Origin of the sequence: Flavipsychrobacter stenotrophus, from assembly GCF_002954265.1 — a bacterium.
In the GTDB taxonomy this organism is placed as follows: Bacteria; Bacteroidota; Bacteroidia; order Chitinophagales; family Chitinophagaceae; genus Flavipsychrobacter; species Flavipsychrobacter stenotrophus.
On sequence record NZ_PPSL01000002.1, the window covers coordinates 814,462 to 829,427 of the forward strand.

The window sequence follows — 14,966 nt, forward strand, 5'->3', positions numbered from 1 at the left end:
ACTTGTCTATTTGCCCTAATTCGCAAAAAAGCAGAATTACAGCAGCTCCTTTTATTTTAGCATTATTACTTTTTATTTAGTCACGTCTGTTTCTACCAGACCGTCTTTAATACGGATAACGCGCTTGGTGTAGTTGGCAATGTCCTCTTCATGAGTCACCAGTACTACCGTATTCCCTTGCGCCTGTATATTGCCGAATAGCTCCATGATCTCATCAGATGTTTTGGAGTCGAGGTTACCTGTAGGTTCATCGGCCAGCAATAGCGAGGGGTTATTGATAAGCGCACGGGCTATGGCTACACGCTGGCTCTGCCCGCCACTCAACTCATTGGGCTTATGATGCGCCCGATCACCAAGACCTACCTTAATGAGCATAGCTCTTGCCCGCTCTTCCCTATCTGCCTTTTTCAGACCGGCATAGATAAGGGGCAGTGCTACATTTTCCCATGCTGTTAGGCGTGGCAACAAATTGAATTGCTGGAACACAAAGCCTATTTCCACATTGCGCACATCGGCCAGCTGATCGTCCTGCATATGGCTTACATCTTTGCCATTGAGTATGTAAGTACCCTTTGTAGGTGAATCCAGACAACCCAGTATATTCATTAACGTAGACTTACCCGAGCCCGATGGCCCCATCAGTGCTACATATTCATTGTCGTTAATGAGCAGATCAATACCCTTAAGCACGGGCAAAGCCTGCTTGCCAAGGAAGTAACTTTTCTGTATATCTTTTAGCCTGATTACTTCTTTCATTATTTTGTATCGATCTTTATGGGCAACAGGTGTTTTTCTTTGTCCTTACTTTGTACATTTAGACTGCAGAAATTATTTACCCGTTCCAAAAATACATATAATTTCACCTGCTTTATGCTGTGTTTTCCAAATTCTAAGATCAACATCGGACTATACGTCACGCGCCGCCGCGATGATGGGTACCACGATATTGAAACTATCTTCTACCCCGTGACTTTTCACGACTCGCTGGAGATAGTACCTGCTACTGAAACACAGCTACACCTGAGCGGATTAAAAGTAGGTAGCAACCTGCAGGAGAACCTGGTATGGAAGGCCTATAAGATATTGTCAGAACGCTTTCCGGGAAAGATACCGGCACTGAACATATACCTGCACAAGGCTATTCCTATGGGCGCAGGATTGGGTGGAGGGTCTGCAGATGGCGCTTTTATGCTGAAGCTTATCAATGACTTCTGCAACCTGCATATAGATAAAGCAATGCTTGCCGCTATGGCGCTTGAACTGGGTAGCGACTGCCCTTTCTTTATCTACAATACCCCGCAACTGGCAACGGGGCGCGGCGAACAAATGACCAACATTGCACTAGACCTTTCGGCCTATAGTATACAACTGATCTGCCCGAAAGTGCATGTGTCTACCAGAGATGCATTTGGTATGATGGTACCAAAGTCTGCACCATTTGACCTGCAGCACCTGGGCACATTGCCGGTGAGCCGATGGAAAGGAACGATCAGTAATGATTTTGAAACACCGGTGTTTAACCACCACCCTGTGCTGGCAACCATAAAAAATCAACTCTACGAACAGGGCGCTCTCTATGCGTCTATGAGTGGTAGCGGCTCGGCATTGTACGGTATCTTCCCAAAGAATACACGCGCTGTTATTACTGCTGATGTTGTGTTTAAGGATGTATTTATGGAATAGTATTGGCAAAGACTACCGAGACTTTGGGTAGTTCACATCTCCTATTTTTCTATGACATTAAACTCTGACAGTCATTTACTATCAAAGTAAAAACACATTGCTTTGAAGAAATTTCTACTTACGTTATTGTTCCTCCCATCGCTCCTCAATGCGCAGACCATAGGGCTTATTCAACATAGCAACGGCAGCAATGATGATGGCTACGTACTCTTTGCGCCCATTACCTACACTACCACCTACCTTATCAATAAATGTGGCCGACTGGTTCACAGTTGGAATAGTAGTTACAAGCCCTCGCAGTCTGTGTATATCTTAGCCGATGGTACACTGTTAAGACCAGGCAACACGGGCAATTCAATCTTTACTGCAGGTGGTACCGGCGGTATTATTGAGAAACTGGCATGGGACGGAACGGTTCAGTGGAACTACACAATTTCAGACACAACACAATGCCAGCACCACGATATAAAACAACTACCCAATGGCAATATACTGGCTATTGTATGGGAACTGAAATCATCGGCCGATGCTATTGGAGCAGGCCGCAACCCAACACTAACAGGCGTTACGCTGTGGAGCGAAAAGATAATAGAGCTGCACCCATCGGGTACAAACACCGCGACAATAGTATGGGAATGGCATGTGTGGGATCACCTGGTACAGGACTATGATAATACAAAGCCTTACTATGGAACTGTTGCCAACAACCCTCAATTGATCGATCTGAACTATGCAGCTACAACGCAAACCGACTGGCTGCATTTTAATGCCATTGACTATAATCCTGCGCTCGACCAGGTAATGATCAGCAATCACAATTTCGGAGAGATCTGGATCATTGACCATAGTACCACAACCACGCAGGCAGCCTCACATGCCGGTGGCACATCGGGTAAGGGTGGCGATCTCCTTTACCGATGGGGAAACCCTGCCGCTTATGACAACGGTACAGCTGCCGACGAAAAATTATGGGGGCAATACAACGCGCATTGGATAGAAAGCGGCTTGCCGGATGCCGGCAAAATAATGATATTCAACAATGGTCACGGACTACCCGCTGCTACCAACTATTCATCTGTAGAGATAATAGACCCACCGGTAAACACAAGTGGCGCGTATATCAGCACATTGCCCTATTTACCAGCTGCCTCTTACTGGACATACACTGCCTCAATACCAACAGATCTCTTCGCAACAAACATATCGGGAGCGCAACAATTGGCAAACGGGAATGTGTTGATATGCGATGGTCCCGCAGGAGATTTTTTTGAGATCGACACTGCGCGCAATAAAGTGTGGGACTACATAAACCCGGTTAAGAACACTGGGCCAATGACGCAGGGTACCGCACCAGCACAAAATGCCGTTTTCAGGTGCTCATTCTATCCGTCCAACTACAGCGGGTTTTCGGGACAAACGCTAATAGCAGGAGCACCAATAGAGATAAATCCAACGGCCTATACCTGCGATCTTACAGATGTTCAGCACATTGAACGTGCGAAGATTGAGATAAGTCCAAACCCTGCCACCGACCATTTATTCATCAAATCCATTACCGGCGAGATAAGTGATGTCATATTATACAATGCAATCGGGCAGGTTATGATATTGCAATCGGGAGCAACAAAGACGCACGAATTAGATCTTCAATATTTGCCATCAGGCTTGTACTATCTATCTATGAACTGTAATAACAGAAGAACTGTTGATAAAATAATAGTCAGCAAATAATACCCCACCCTGCTTATTCAAGCGGCGTAAACTCTTTACTACTATTCACCTCTCCTGCGCTCTGCATAACTGCAAGTGCCCTATCTATCCTGCTACTATCTTTTGCGTTGAGAATTATCACCGGGCGTTTTTGATCATCAAAGAAACTGATCACTCCTTCTGCGTCCGACTTGTAAGATCTGAGTTGCCGAAATCGCTCACAGAGCAACTTATAGTTGGCCGCATGATCTCTATAAACTATAAAGAACTGTGTACCTGTTGCCTGATCGAGTTGCTGGATAGATTCTGATATAGGGTAAGAACCATAAGAACTTGTGATGCGATAATACTTATGAATGACACCATTGATGTTTCCAAAATCCTGTTGTGTTGCGGCGTCAGTATAAATGTTGACCTTGTTCATCAGGTTCTGGTAGTTTTTGTACGCTACCGGAAATCGGTCACTGAATAATGCTATAGCCCTATGTACAAATGCACTGTCCAACTGGTTGTTAGCTGCAATATATTCTTTGACCATTGGGTATATGGCGTGACCAAAAGTATTTATATACTCATTGTCATACCAGCCAGTTTTATCTTCTTTACCGCTCAATTGCTCGTAAGCCCAACCGTTGCCACATGCGGTAGCCAGTGCCTCGTCTATGTAGTTATATGCGAACAGTGCATTAGGATCTTTACTAGTGGCAAACCATCTGTCCATTGATGATTGCAATGTAATCGGCTGCTCGCCATACAGTACATGGCATATCTCATGAACAGCTACGCTTACCCGCATATCATAATCCTTTTCTTCGGTAAGCACAGCAAGAACAAGACTATTACTATGAGGGGTTGCAGTAGTGTTGCCTCTCTTTCCAGGCACGGGGTATATGCTACAGTAAAAGGGACATCTTTACTCCAGGTGCTACCATAAAAGTGGCTTAGCTTGTTGAAAATGTTATCTAGTCGCGTGTTGTATTGCTGTAGTGCCGCCAGCTGACCACTCATTGCTTTGGTGTATGGTTTGCCGAGTATCTTATCGTAGTATGGCGCAACATCATTCATCACCTTGCGCAGCTGCAACCATGTTTCATTTGGCAACAATCCCACTATGCGCTGCATGAACTCGCGTTCATCCTTCGCCTGAACTGCGGCTATATTTATGAGATCCATTGTAGTGCGTGGACGGGGCCTGCTATCGGGGTAACCCGGTATGGTATAGCTGTAGTCGAGCCCAAGGTTTCTGTAGTCCTCTATCACCGCGGCAAACTTCACCTTGTCTTCTGCGGGAACATTTTTGGCTATATATTCGGCAAGTGTGCGGGACATATCTCCGCTACCTGATGCTGTTTTTAAAAACGCAAGTATACTCAGTTGCTTACTTTCTTTAAAGCTGATAAGCGACTGCGCATGTAGTGTATATGTAGCTATTAAGAGTAATAATGTAAAGAGACGCTCCTTCATACGTTCTGATTTAGAGAAGTAAAATAATGATCATTACTGCAAAAGAAGGTTAAATATTAACCTGACAGTTTACCGCCCACTTTCATTGATCAACTTTATAGCCTCAGCTCTTGTTAATGTATCTGCTTCAATTATTTTTTTCAGAGAGTCCCTATATGGCTGAGGTATGGCACTGTCGATAATTGTAACTGAGGTTGCGGGCGCACCCACAAAGAAAGGGTTAGTATGATCGAATACAGACGAAACATGCAGCAAATGAAAAATAAAGACCACAGCTCCTGCAAAGCCGGTTATGCCCAGCACATTTTTCCCTTTAGGCTTTTTCACTTCAGTCTCAGGCAATAATTTCTTATAGTCTTCTAATATTGTAGTTTGATATAGAGGCAAGTATTCAGGCATACCATATTCAGCACGTACAAGCGTTTCATCACTTACTTCCTCCAGTAGTTCTTCAACTTCCAGAGGACCCAGTATTTGTCCGTCTTGTTTGTAGTAGTACCTCATGATAGGAATTGATTTTACAAAACGATATTCTTCCTGAGCAGCTCCCATACAAAATGCTTCTGAGAATCGGAAGGGTGATTCAGGCGCATTTTAATAAGGCCGTTAGCCTCATTAAGGAAAAGGCTATTGTTGTATTTCAGAGTGGAGTCGTCTGTAATGATGCTTTCATTGACGTCGGCATAGTAGTAGGCATTCAACTGAAAGGTAGGATAATTGATAGTTAACGGGTAGAGCAGGTAACCGCATGGATAATAAACGCCTGGGTAAGTGTTACTCATCACTTTAACGGAGAGTTGATTTCTTACAAAGCGTAATTCCCACAGAGAGGTATCACCCTTATCGGCGCTTATCTGTTGCATTTGTGCTATTACATTCTGGACTTCAAGGCCCGACCGCAGACCGATGTTGGTGTTAGTGGACGAGGTGATAAAAAAGCTATCAATTCTTCCTGAAATAGAATCGCGCATTATCCAGTAGGAGCCTGGTTTATAGCTAAAGCGTTCTAACAATGCGGGGGTGACGCCAATTACATTGTTCTTTCGTTTGATACAGGAAGACGAAAATACTATGCCGGTAAAAATGACCGGCAGCAAGATAAGGATATATGGTTTTAAGCCCTTCATAATGAACGTATTCGGGATAATGTATAGGCAGTAAAAATATAGAAATTTTTGAAGATTATGCCGGTGGGGTTTTTAATGGCGGCTAACTTGTTTCGCCCCTTCAGGGCTTTGAGTTTCGTACCCTATTTAACCGAGGGCTTTACCCTCGGCTGTTATATTTCGCCCTTTCAGGGCTGGCTAAAAATCATTTGATCAACGACATTGCCCCAACGGGTAATGACATGTAAAGAGCCAACTTTTGTATTTTAATTGGTAGCACAGGAATCTATCGACACAATAAAACAGGGACAAGACGTTTGTCTTGCCCCTGTCAATCTATTAGTAATGATAATGCAATTACAGTTTCACTATTTTTTCTGTGTGGAGCATTGTACCGGTAGCGTTTTGTAGTACTACCATATAAGTGCCTTGTGGTAAGTCGCTGATAGCGACCTGAGCCTTGCCACCTGTGGTGGAGCAAGCTTTGTTGATGACCAACTGACCGGTGATGTTGAAGATCTTTACCGCTGCAATATCGTTACCTGCAGTGGCATTGATCTGAGCAATATACAACTGGTTGTTAGCTGGATTAGGGTAAATGCTGATGTTAGTTGTATGCTCCGCTACTGTGTTTACACCAGTTGCATCGCGGGTGTAGGTCTGGTAGTAGTAGTGCTGGTGCGATGTAACGCTATCATAAGCAGTACCGCCCACATGAGGGGTGTAGGCAATGTCGTCGGTAGGCTTGTTATAAGTGTCGTATGTATACACGTTTAACGCTCTGAAGAAAGTATCGGGAGTGGTGAGGTCGTACTGGAGTGCATAAACAGAATCGGGCAGCTGGTTGGTGGCCGATACATGTTTTACCTGAGTGTATGCACTGACAGGAGTGCCTGCAGAACTGTAATAGGTGGAGCTGATGCCGGTATAATAAGGCACACCAGTGGTCCATGAGAAAGAGTCTACCTCATTAATGGTGAGTGGCGAAGAAACGGGAGCGTAGCTTACCGTCATCTTTTTAAACTGATCGCCGGGGTAATATTCAAGATCATATCTCGCATTTTCGTACCATGGTATTGCTATTGTGTTATCGTATACCCATTGTGATATTCTTGTGGCTTTGCCTGAAGCATCGTAAGTATAGGTGAAACTTCCCTGATGTTCCCATGTACCGGAAGCCTTACTCTCTGTGCTGTCGGCGCTGATATGAGTGCCTGTATAGTCGAGTGTTCTATACTCCATTGTATCCATAGTGGTTGAAGCGTTATCTATAGACAATGAAGAGGTGATACCATTGGCGCCAAATGTATTGATAAAGGTAGAGCTATATGAAAATGGCGGATAGTCTTCAACATATTTGGTGAAGTTATCCGCAGCATCGTATGTAGAATGGGCTGTTTCATAATACTCTAAGGTGTCTGAAGATATCAGAGAATAAAACCTACTGGAATCACTGAGTATTTCCGGCTTATTGTCTTTATCGCGCAGACCTATGATATGCCCCTGACCAAGGAAGATGCTGTTGTACAACTGGTAGTAGTTGACGTACGTCATACCATTGTAGTTGTAATAAGAGCCATGCTGCCCAGAGTAGTAATAGGTCGAGCTGTCGGTGGATATCCATACCGCAGGGCTGGGAGTGGTGGTAGATGTGTCAAAAAAGCGGTAGCTGCTTTGGGCTATCAATCGCTCGTCGGTAACAGTAGATGTGGTTTTTGATGCGGCAAGTCGCTGACCATTGCCTACCAACTGGTTGAGCAGTGCATCATGAACATGTTGCGCTCTGATCTTCTGAATGGCTACTTTACTGTTGGGCGCTATGCGCTTCTGTGTTGATTGGGCCTGCGCCTGTGCAGTGATACACAGGGATAGCATCGCAATGCCGAGTAATGTTCTTGTCATGGGAGGATGGATTTTTATAGGAGTAAAACTAACGTTGGGCAAGTATAAATATTGTTAAAGCCCGCGGGTGCGGGCTTTAACATAGATAATTTAACAATGCTCATGTGTAATCACAAGACCAATATTGTTTGCCAGTTAATAATTCAACATCAGTTTTCTTACGGACACTTCATGTGTGTAGAGATTAGTGATACGAAGTATATAGATGCCTGGTGTGTGTCCTGAAAGATCTATAGGGATAACCTTGCTGTTATACTCACTAACCGACACAATGCGACCGGTAACATCTGATATCTGCAGCGAGTAGCTACCTGCATCGGCGAGGACTAGTGTAGCCTTGCCCATGGTAGGGTTAGGGTAAAGTCGTATTGTGTTGTCTGTGTGCGTGCGGGACACGCCTGCTGGCCAAGGGGTGCTGATAATATTGGTAGTGGTATTGGTAATAACAGCGGGATTGTAATCAAAATAAATATAGGCGGTGTTGTGAATGATATCACCGTTGGCGGCAGTTGGTTTTACCTTTACAGAATAGCTGAAGCAGCCGTGGCTGGCAGGTTCGTTTATATTGCTGTCGGGAAGGTAAATGTCTTTGAATGAGAAGAGAATCCTGTTGCCGGCAAGCCAGGTCAATGAAGGCATATTGTGATTGCTGTTGAGCAGTCGAAATGTACCGGGGTCGATGTGAGAGTCGAGTGTATCTAATACTGCTATACTTCTAGCAGTGTCATTACCCGTATTCTGGAAACAAATTGTATAGACAAGTTCATCCTCCCGGTTGAAATACAGGAGGTGGTTTACCAGCTTTATGTTAGGGTCATAACTTGAGAAGATAGGTGTGCGTAACGCCACAGAGTCAGAACCAGGAATAACATTATTTGTGAAGGGACAGTCGGCTGTAAATATCAGCGTATCGGTGGAGAAGAGTAGTGTATCTGGTAGGAAGGTAATATTGATCAATGCAAAAGAATCGGGCGTAAGGTGGAGATTATACGTAAGTATAGCACCTGACACAGAAGCCGGAGCAGGTATAGAACCAATATATGCCGCCCGCGTATCTAAGGTTACAATTAGAGTAGTATCAACTGTTGCAGCACCATTATTGTGCATGTCTATCATCAGGTTTGTTGGTACTGCCGGATGAACTGCATTGGCAAACATAGATATGCGCAGATCCCTTGTGCCGGGTATCAAGGTGTCGTAAAAATCATTGCCCGTTAATACTGAGGGTACAGTTGCAGGCAATGTATAACCGCCACACTCATTAGCTACGTATCCATATGTAGGGTGGGTAACAGCGTAAGTGCCATAGGGTACATTAGCAAAGTAATGAGCTGTATCATTGCAATAACCGTAGTAGTCGACTCCGGTAACTGCCTCGTGCAATTGTATTGAACCGCGCCTTCTCTGGTCTCCTGAATTGTAGGTGCAGTTATAGTCGTTGTCCTTGTTTATATCTCCTGCTATAAAAACGGGATAGCAGTTGAAGTTGCTATCGAAATTGATGGCCGCAATATGTACGGTGCCAGGAATAGAGGTATCGCCCTGCGGAGCTATAACAAATGCACCACCCTGTGCATTAGGCTGCGGCATCCATTGGTAACCATAGAAATAGGGCCAACTGCCCCCATTGACCCACCACGCATTTTCAGCAAAGGGATAGGGCACAGAATACAAATAGTTGAGATGATTGTCGAAAAGCGAGAAGCCCGGGAACAGAGGGGCTGAAAATATGTAATTCCCGGTACTGAGTTCTCTACCAAACCGCGGAAGAAATGCATCAGGTAAAAAATTAATGCTACATGTGACAATACTGCTATCCATAACATTGCCCGAATGATCGAATTTCACAAGATAGCCGGAACCTGAGCTGCTTGCGCTGTCAATGGTGTAAACAGGTAACACGATAGAGGAGTCGTGAGTGCAGAAGATATGCATATTGCCGACTTCAGTCCGCACAGAAGTTGCCATTACGTCCTGTAGTTTCTTGTCCCACTCTGTAATTCCGTCTGGCGTTAATTTGTGTAAGTAGCGTTTGCCAATAATGGTTCCATCAGTCATTACAGTAAGAAATGAATCATCCTGCCTTATGAATACGAGCCCATTTTCTGCCGTAAGACTCATTGTGAGTAAATCAATTGGCACTGATGTATAAGCACACGGAGAACAATCTATTGTTCTGTATATCTTAGACCATGCTATATTATAATTGCCATCCATTTTATAGACAATTGTTTTCTTTCTTGTGATGTATGGTGTAATCGTATAGTCTGTGGAGTCTCCGCTATATATAAGGTAAAAAGAGTCGGTATGGGGTATGCCGAACACCCTGATGTCGGCTTGCAACAGGGTTTGCAAATAAACATCCATATAGGCCTTAGTTGACACAGTGTTTCCCATACTATCAATTTGCCTCAATTGGTATCCTCGTATAGTATTGATATCCTTTGTTGCCAGAATATAATTGCCGTTATTAAGGCGTGCTATAGACTTGATGATACCACTATAATACACCGTATCATAGGTAGGCGCTGCAGGTGGAATAACATAAGGATAAATTATTGTGTCATGGATAAATTCGGTTTTGGTCCACAAAGTATCCCCCTCATTATTTATTCTGACAAGCTTGTTATAAAGCACATAGGGATACGTGGAGTAATTATGAGCAGATGAGATCGCGATAAGGGCTCCGTGGTTTTGAGTATATTCATAAACCGGGCATTCGCGATACAGCGTGTCGAAATATGTTTTAAAAAAATTCTGACCATGTGCCGCAGGGAGCGAGAATAGAAGCGCTGCTAATAAGAGTAGCTTTTTCATAAGAGTAGGTTTTGAATAATAAATATACAATAAAATAAATTATTGCATATGGTTATTATTCATATTCAATCTATTATGATGAGGTTACCTTCACTACATGAAGTTTGCCACCAGGCACATCGAGACGAGGAAGTAACTTGTTAATGTAACTTAAAGAGCCAACTTATTTGATAATTCTGTAGCGGATAAGTTGCTTTAAATATTTATTGGTTAGGGCGCTATCGCAGGTGTTGTATTGCAGTATGCCAATGTCTTCAGCACTGCAAAACGAGTGGAACTCACTATAACGATACTTTTTTATGTTTTTATAAACCATCCCCAAAACGGTAGTGTCTGCTGTAATAGTAGTATTGACGTATCCGAACATATAGCCACGTTCAGTTCCGTCGTCAAACCGAATGGTGTTTGCATCTATATGGAACAAACCTGTATCTATTAAAGAGTCTCGAAATATACGGGTTGACATCCGTATGTATTCACCATACTGTGAATTGCCCTTTTCAAAAAACGTATCCCGCTCGTTTCTATAGACTATTATGCTGTCTTCCTTACCGGTTACGGAGTCGCGGTATATCCAGTACGTACCCGGTTGAAAATTGTAATGGGCAAGTAAATACGGATCTATCGGAGAAAAGGTTGTATAAGACTTGTGACAAGAAGTAATACAGAAGACAATGACACATACCAACACCACCAAAAAGGTATTTTTCATAACAGATAGTTTATAGCCTCTTTGCAGCAAAAACTTTGCCAGATGTTAAATTACTGAAATATTCTACCTTCTTTTCACCACATATAAATTCACAACAAGAGCCATCAACAGAAACATGGCTACAAGCTGGTGCAGTTCAGCAAGAGATTCGAACAAACCGAATTTGCCCATTACTATGTGCGGTGCGCTGATGACAGTGATGATACCCAACACAACCTGTAAGGTTACCAATGCCATTGGCCACAGACGGGTGCGGCGGAGCAGGTGGTTGAAGCGGGATGTAGGTCTGGTTCTTGCAAACCACATAATAATGACCGTGAGTAGTATATACGCCAGCCCGCGGTGAATAAAGTGGACGTTTATTTTGTCGTTGATCCAGCTATTGTGAGTAAGTGTGTCGGGTAGCCACATGCCATTGATGGTGGGCCATGTTGCCGCGGCCATAGCGGCTTTGAGGCCGGCCATAAATGCGCCATAGGTGAGCTGTACAAACAGAATGAGGATAACTGCTATTGTGAAATTTTGCAGGTTCTTGTTGACCACACGTTTTTCGTCCGGTATCAACAGTTGCAGGGCAAACCATAAAGTATAACAAGCCAGTACCATTGCAGATACGAAGTGGGCGGATAGTTTGATATGGTTGACGTATAGGTTCTCATCATTCAAGCCGCTGGCTACCATTATCCAGCCTATGAGGCCCTGCATAGCACCAAGCAGGAAGAGGATGATAAATGGTTTGATCATCTCTTTGCTGAAATATTGCTTCACCAGGAAGTAAGCGAAGCCTATAAGGAAGACCACACCCAGCAGGCGTGCCCAAAGGCGGTGAAACCATTCCCAGAAAAATATGAGCTTGAAATCGTGCAGGGTAAAATCGCTGTTGAGGAATTTGTACTGACCAATTTGTTTGTAACCATCAAACGCCTTGTTCCATTCCTGCTCATTCATTGGAGGCAGAGCACCCATGATGGGTTTCCACTCGGTGATGGAAAGACCTGAGCCGGTAAGACGAGTAACGCCACCGAGGAGGGTCTGGATAATGATCATGATAACACCTGCTACGAGCCACCAGGCTACGGCATTTTTCTTTTTCTGTTCCAAAACAGTGAGATTTCGGGCAAAGTTATAGCCAAAATTGTGGTTTCAAGCATGTAAAATATTGAATGATAATAAAGATGATCGTCTGAAAACCTATTGCTTTGCTGAAATTTAAAGGCTAGTATTTTCGTATTTTTGCACCATGTATAATTACCTGGAGGGACTGAATGAACCACAACGCGTAGCTGTAGAACATAGAGATGGTCCTATTATGATCATAGCCGGTGCCGGCAGCGGAAAAACAAAGGTGTTGACCACCCGCATAGCCCACCTTATGAAGAATGGCGTTGATGCTTTCAATATCCTTGCACTAACATTTACCAATAAGGCAGCTGCCGAAATGAAGGAACGTGTGGAAAAGGCCTTAGGCAATTCTGAAGCACGTAATCTGTATATCGGCACCTTCCACTCTATATTTGCCCGTATCCTAAGAGTAGAAGCACCGAAGCTGGGCTACCCAAGTAACTTCACCATTTACGATACCGATGATGCCAAGGGCGTTATTAAGGATATTGTAAAGCAGATGAACCTTGACGACAAGCATTATAAGCCTGCATATATACTTAACCGTATCAGTGCGGCTAAGAATGGATTGATTGGCCCTGCCGCGTATAGGGTAGACAGTGCCATACAAATGGAGGATGCGAAGAGCCAAAGGCACCGTATGGCTGATATCTATGACGCCTATACCAACCAGTGCTTTAAAAACGGCGCTATGGATTTTGATGACCTGCTCTTCAAGATGCATACCCTGTTGACTACTTTTTCAGATGTACTGGCTAAGTACCAACAGCGCTTTCATTATGTGCTGATAGATGAGTACCAGGATACCAATGCGGCACAGTACTCCATCATAAAGCTATTGGGCGCTGTACGCGAGAATATATGCGTGGTAGGTGATGATGCACAGAGTATCTACTCCTTCCGTGGTGCTACGGTGCAGAACATCCTACAGTTTCAGGATGACTATGATGATGTGAAAGTGGTAAAGCTGGAGCAGAACTATCGTAGCTCACAGAACATTATTAATGTAGCCAACAACGTAATAGGCAATAACCAGCACCAGATACCTAAGGAACTCTGGACCAGTAATAAGGAGGGCGAAAAGATAATGCTGGCCCGCACCATGACCGACAATGATGAAGGCAAATTTGTAGCCGACGCCATTAAGGAAATGCAGATGCGCAACCATTATGCAAATAAAGATTTTGCTATCCTCTATCGTACGAATGCCCAGAGCCGTGCATTTGAAGAAAGCCTGCGGAGAATGAACATACCCTACAAGCTGTATGGTGGCGTATCGTTCTATCAACGTAAGGAAGTAAAAGACTACCTGGCATATCTAAGGCTGGTAGTAAATACCCGTGATGAAGAGAATCTGAAGCGCATTATCAACGTGCCGGCAAGAGGTATTGGTAATACCACAGTGCTTAAGTACATCTCTGCTGCCAATGAGCACCAGAGAACAGTATGGGAGATCATAGAGAACGGTAGCGGCAACCCTAAGGTAGATGGCTTTGTGCAGATGATAAAGGGCTTCCAGTCGATGCTGGAAAGCAAGAACGCCTATGATGTGGCATTTGCTATAGGTAAGTATTCGGGGCTGGTTGCAGAACTATATAATGATAAGACAGTAGAAGGACTGGCACGTTATGAGAACGTACAAGAGCTTTTGAACTCTATAAAAGAATTTACCGAGACGCCTGATGAAGAAGGAGAGATCCTTGATAAGAGCCTTGGTAGCTACCTGCAGCAGATATCTCTGCAAACGGATGTAGAGAATAACAAGGGTAAGGAAGAAGATATTGATGTGGTGAAGCTCATGACCATACACTCTGCAAAAGGACTTGAGTTCCCTTGTGTGTTTGTGGTAGGACTTGAAGAGACGCTGTTCCCAAGCTCTATGAGCTTGTATGACCGTGCAGGACTGGAAGAAGAGCGCAGACTGTTCTATGTGGCTATTACCCGTGCTAAGGAAAGGCTGTGGGTTACTTATGCCAATAGTCGTTACCGCTTTGGTACATTGGTGAATAATGATGAGAGCCGCTTTGTGCAGGAGATACCACTCGCCTACCTCGACAGAACATTTACTGGCGCCAGCAACAGGCCACAGAACGGACCTGCAAAGGGTGTATCTGGTATGTTGAACCAGAACTTTGACAAGGTACCATCGCTAAAGAAATTGGCTGATAAGCTGGCCACATCTACAGCATCACAAAAGGTACACACGCCATCGGCCGACTTTACTGCAGATGATGCAGGAGACATGAGCATAGGCATGAAGGTAGAGCACCAGAAGTTTGGTTTTGGTACTATACTTACACTAGAAGGTGGTGCTAATAACCGCATAGCAGGTATAGACTTTGGGGAAGGCCATGGTGTTAAGAAAATCATGCTTAACTATGCCAAACTGAAGATCGTAAAGTAAAATGAAGTGATATTAATGTAACAGCCCCATACATATGTATGGGGCT

Annotated in this window: 12 protein-coding genes; 3 read left to right on the top strand and 9 right to left on the bottom strand. The window is 44.0% G+C overall.

The genetic code is table 11. From position 1 onward, the window contains the following. Nucleotides 1–72: 72 nt before the first annotated feature. Complete coding sequence (locus CJD36_RS08715) at nucleotides 73–756, bottom strand: ABC transporter ATP-binding protein (protein WP_105038745.1); 684 nt, start codon at nucleotides 754–756, stop codon at nucleotides 73–75. Between the two features lie 114 nt (nucleotides 757–870). On the opposite strand from CJD36_RS08715, the gene ispE reads away from it, so the two are divergent. Continuing rightward, entirely contained in the window at nucleotides 871–1,683 is an 813-nt protein-coding gene (ispE, locus tag CJD36_RS08720) for a 4-(cytidine 5'-diphospho)-2-C-methyl-D-erythritol kinase (protein ID WP_105038746.1), read from the top strand. Nucleotides 1,684–1,785: 102 nt separating this feature from the next. Then, on the top strand, nucleotides 1,786–3,414 hold the full coding sequence (locus CJD36_RS08725; RefSeq protein WP_105038747.1) for an aryl-sulfate sulfotransferase: 1,629 nt from the start codon (nucleotides 1,786–1,788) through the stop codon (nucleotides 3,412–3,414). Nucleotides 3,415–3,427: 13 nt separating this feature from the next. Here CJD36_RS08725 and CJD36_RS08730 read toward each other — a convergent pair whose 3' ends face one another. The 8 genes from CJD36_RS08730 to CJD36_RS08765 all read right to left on the bottom strand — a co-directional run bounded on the left by CJD36_RS08730 (nucleotide 3,428) and on the right by CJD36_RS08765 (nucleotide 12,495). Continuing rightward, the gene (locus tag CJD36_RS08730; RefSeq protein WP_161499257.1) at nucleotides 3,428–4,276 is read right to left on the bottom strand and encodes a hypothetical protein; all 849 of its coding nucleotides are present in this window, start codon (nucleotides 4,274–4,276) and stop codon (nucleotides 3,428–3,430) included. Then, nucleotides 4,180–4,857 carry a hypothetical protein gene (locus tag CJD36_RS08735; RefSeq protein ID WP_105038749.1) on the bottom strand — a complete coding sequence of 226 codons (678 nt, stop codon included), beginning with the start codon at nucleotides 4,855–4,857 and terminating at the stop codon, nucleotides 4,180–4,182. The genes CJD36_RS08730 and CJD36_RS08735 overlap by 97 nt, the downstream gene beginning before the upstream one ends. A 69-nt stretch (nucleotides 4,858–4,926) precedes the next feature. Beyond that, a complete protein-coding gene (locus tag CJD36_RS08740) occupies nucleotides 4,927–5,361 on the bottom strand; it encodes a hypothetical protein (protein WP_105038750.1) in 435 nt (144 codons plus the stop codon). A gap of 14 nt (nucleotides 5,362–5,375) precedes the next feature. Beyond that, complete coding sequence (locus tag CJD36_RS08745; protein ID WP_105038751.1) at nucleotides 5,376–5,984, bottom strand: hypothetical protein; 609 nt, start codon at nucleotides 5,982–5,984, stop codon at nucleotides 5,376–5,378. A 336-nt stretch (nucleotides 5,985–6,320) separates the two neighbouring features. Then, a complete protein-coding gene (locus CJD36_RS08750) occupies nucleotides 6,321–7,865 on the bottom strand; it encodes a T9SS type A sorting domain-containing protein (protein WP_105038752.1) in 1,545 nt (514 codons plus the stop codon). Nucleotides 7,866–8,000: 135 nt separating this feature from the next. Next, nucleotides 8,001–10,682 (bottom strand): DUF7619 domain-containing protein, encoded by a 2,682-nt coding sequence (locus CJD36_RS08755; RefSeq protein WP_105038753.1) that lies wholly within the window; start codon nucleotides 10,680–10,682, stop codon nucleotides 8,001–8,003. Between the two features lie 163 nt (nucleotides 10,683–10,845). Beyond that, nucleotides 10,846–11,394 (bottom strand): hypothetical protein, encoded by a 549-nt coding sequence (locus CJD36_RS08760; RefSeq protein WP_105038754.1) that lies wholly within the window; start codon nucleotides 11,392–11,394, stop codon nucleotides 10,846–10,848. A gap of 63 nt (nucleotides 11,395–11,457) precedes the next feature. Further along, nucleotides 11,458–12,495: a COX15/CtaA family protein gene (locus CJD36_RS08765; RefSeq protein ID WP_105038755.1), complete on the bottom strand. Its 1,038-nt coding sequence runs from the start codon at nucleotides 12,493–12,495 to the stop codon at nucleotides 11,458–11,460. A gap of 139 nt (nucleotides 12,496–12,634) precedes the next feature. Here CJD36_RS08765 and CJD36_RS08770 point away from each other — a divergent pair, with 139 nt between their 5' ends. Continuing rightward, nucleotides 12,635–14,920, top strand: a complete 2,286-nt coding sequence (locus CJD36_RS08770; RefSeq protein WP_105038756.1) for an ATP-dependent helicase — start codon at nucleotides 12,635–12,637, stop codon at nucleotides 14,918–14,920. Nucleotides 14,921–14,966 lie beyond the last annotated feature (46 nt).

What these genes read in the sequence shown, in the direction of transcription:
- CJD36_RS08735 (WP_105038749.1), bottom strand. Translation starts at nt 4,857, where the DNA reads ATGAAGGAGCGTCTCTTTACATTATTACTCTTAATAGCTACATATACA.
- CJD36_RS08760 (WP_105038754.1), bottom strand. Translation starts at nt 11,394, where the DNA reads ATGAAAAATACCTTTTTGGTGGTGTTGGTATGTGTCATTGTCTTCTGT.
- CJD36_RS08715 (WP_105038745.1), bottom strand. Translation starts at nt 756, where the DNA reads ATGAAAGAAGTAATCAGGCTAAAAGATATACAGAAAAGTTACTTCCTT.
- CJD36_RS08750 (WP_105038752.1), bottom strand. Translation starts at nt 7,865, where the DNA reads ATGACAAGAACATTACTCGGCATTGCGATGCTATCCCTGTGTATCACT.
- CJD36_RS08740 (WP_105038750.1), bottom strand. Translation starts at nt 5,361, where the DNA reads ATGAGGTACTACTACAAACAAGACGGACAAATACTGGGTCCTCTGGAA.
- CJD36_RS08770 (WP_105038756.1), top strand. Translation starts at nt 12,635, where the DNA reads ATGTATAATTACCTGGAGGGACTGAATGAACCACAACGCGTAGCTGTA.
- CJD36_RS08755 (WP_105038753.1), bottom strand. Translation starts at nt 10,682, where the DNA reads ATGAAAAAGCTACTCTTATTAGCAGCGCTTCTATTCTCGCTCCCTGCG.
- CJD36_RS08745 (WP_105038751.1), bottom strand. Translation starts at nt 5,984, where the DNA reads ATGAAGGGCTTAAAACCATATATCCTTATCTTGCTGCCGGTCATTTTT.
- ispE (WP_105038746.1), top strand. Translation starts at nt 871, where the DNA reads ATGCTGTGTTTTCCAAATTCTAAGATCAACATCGGACTATACGTCACG.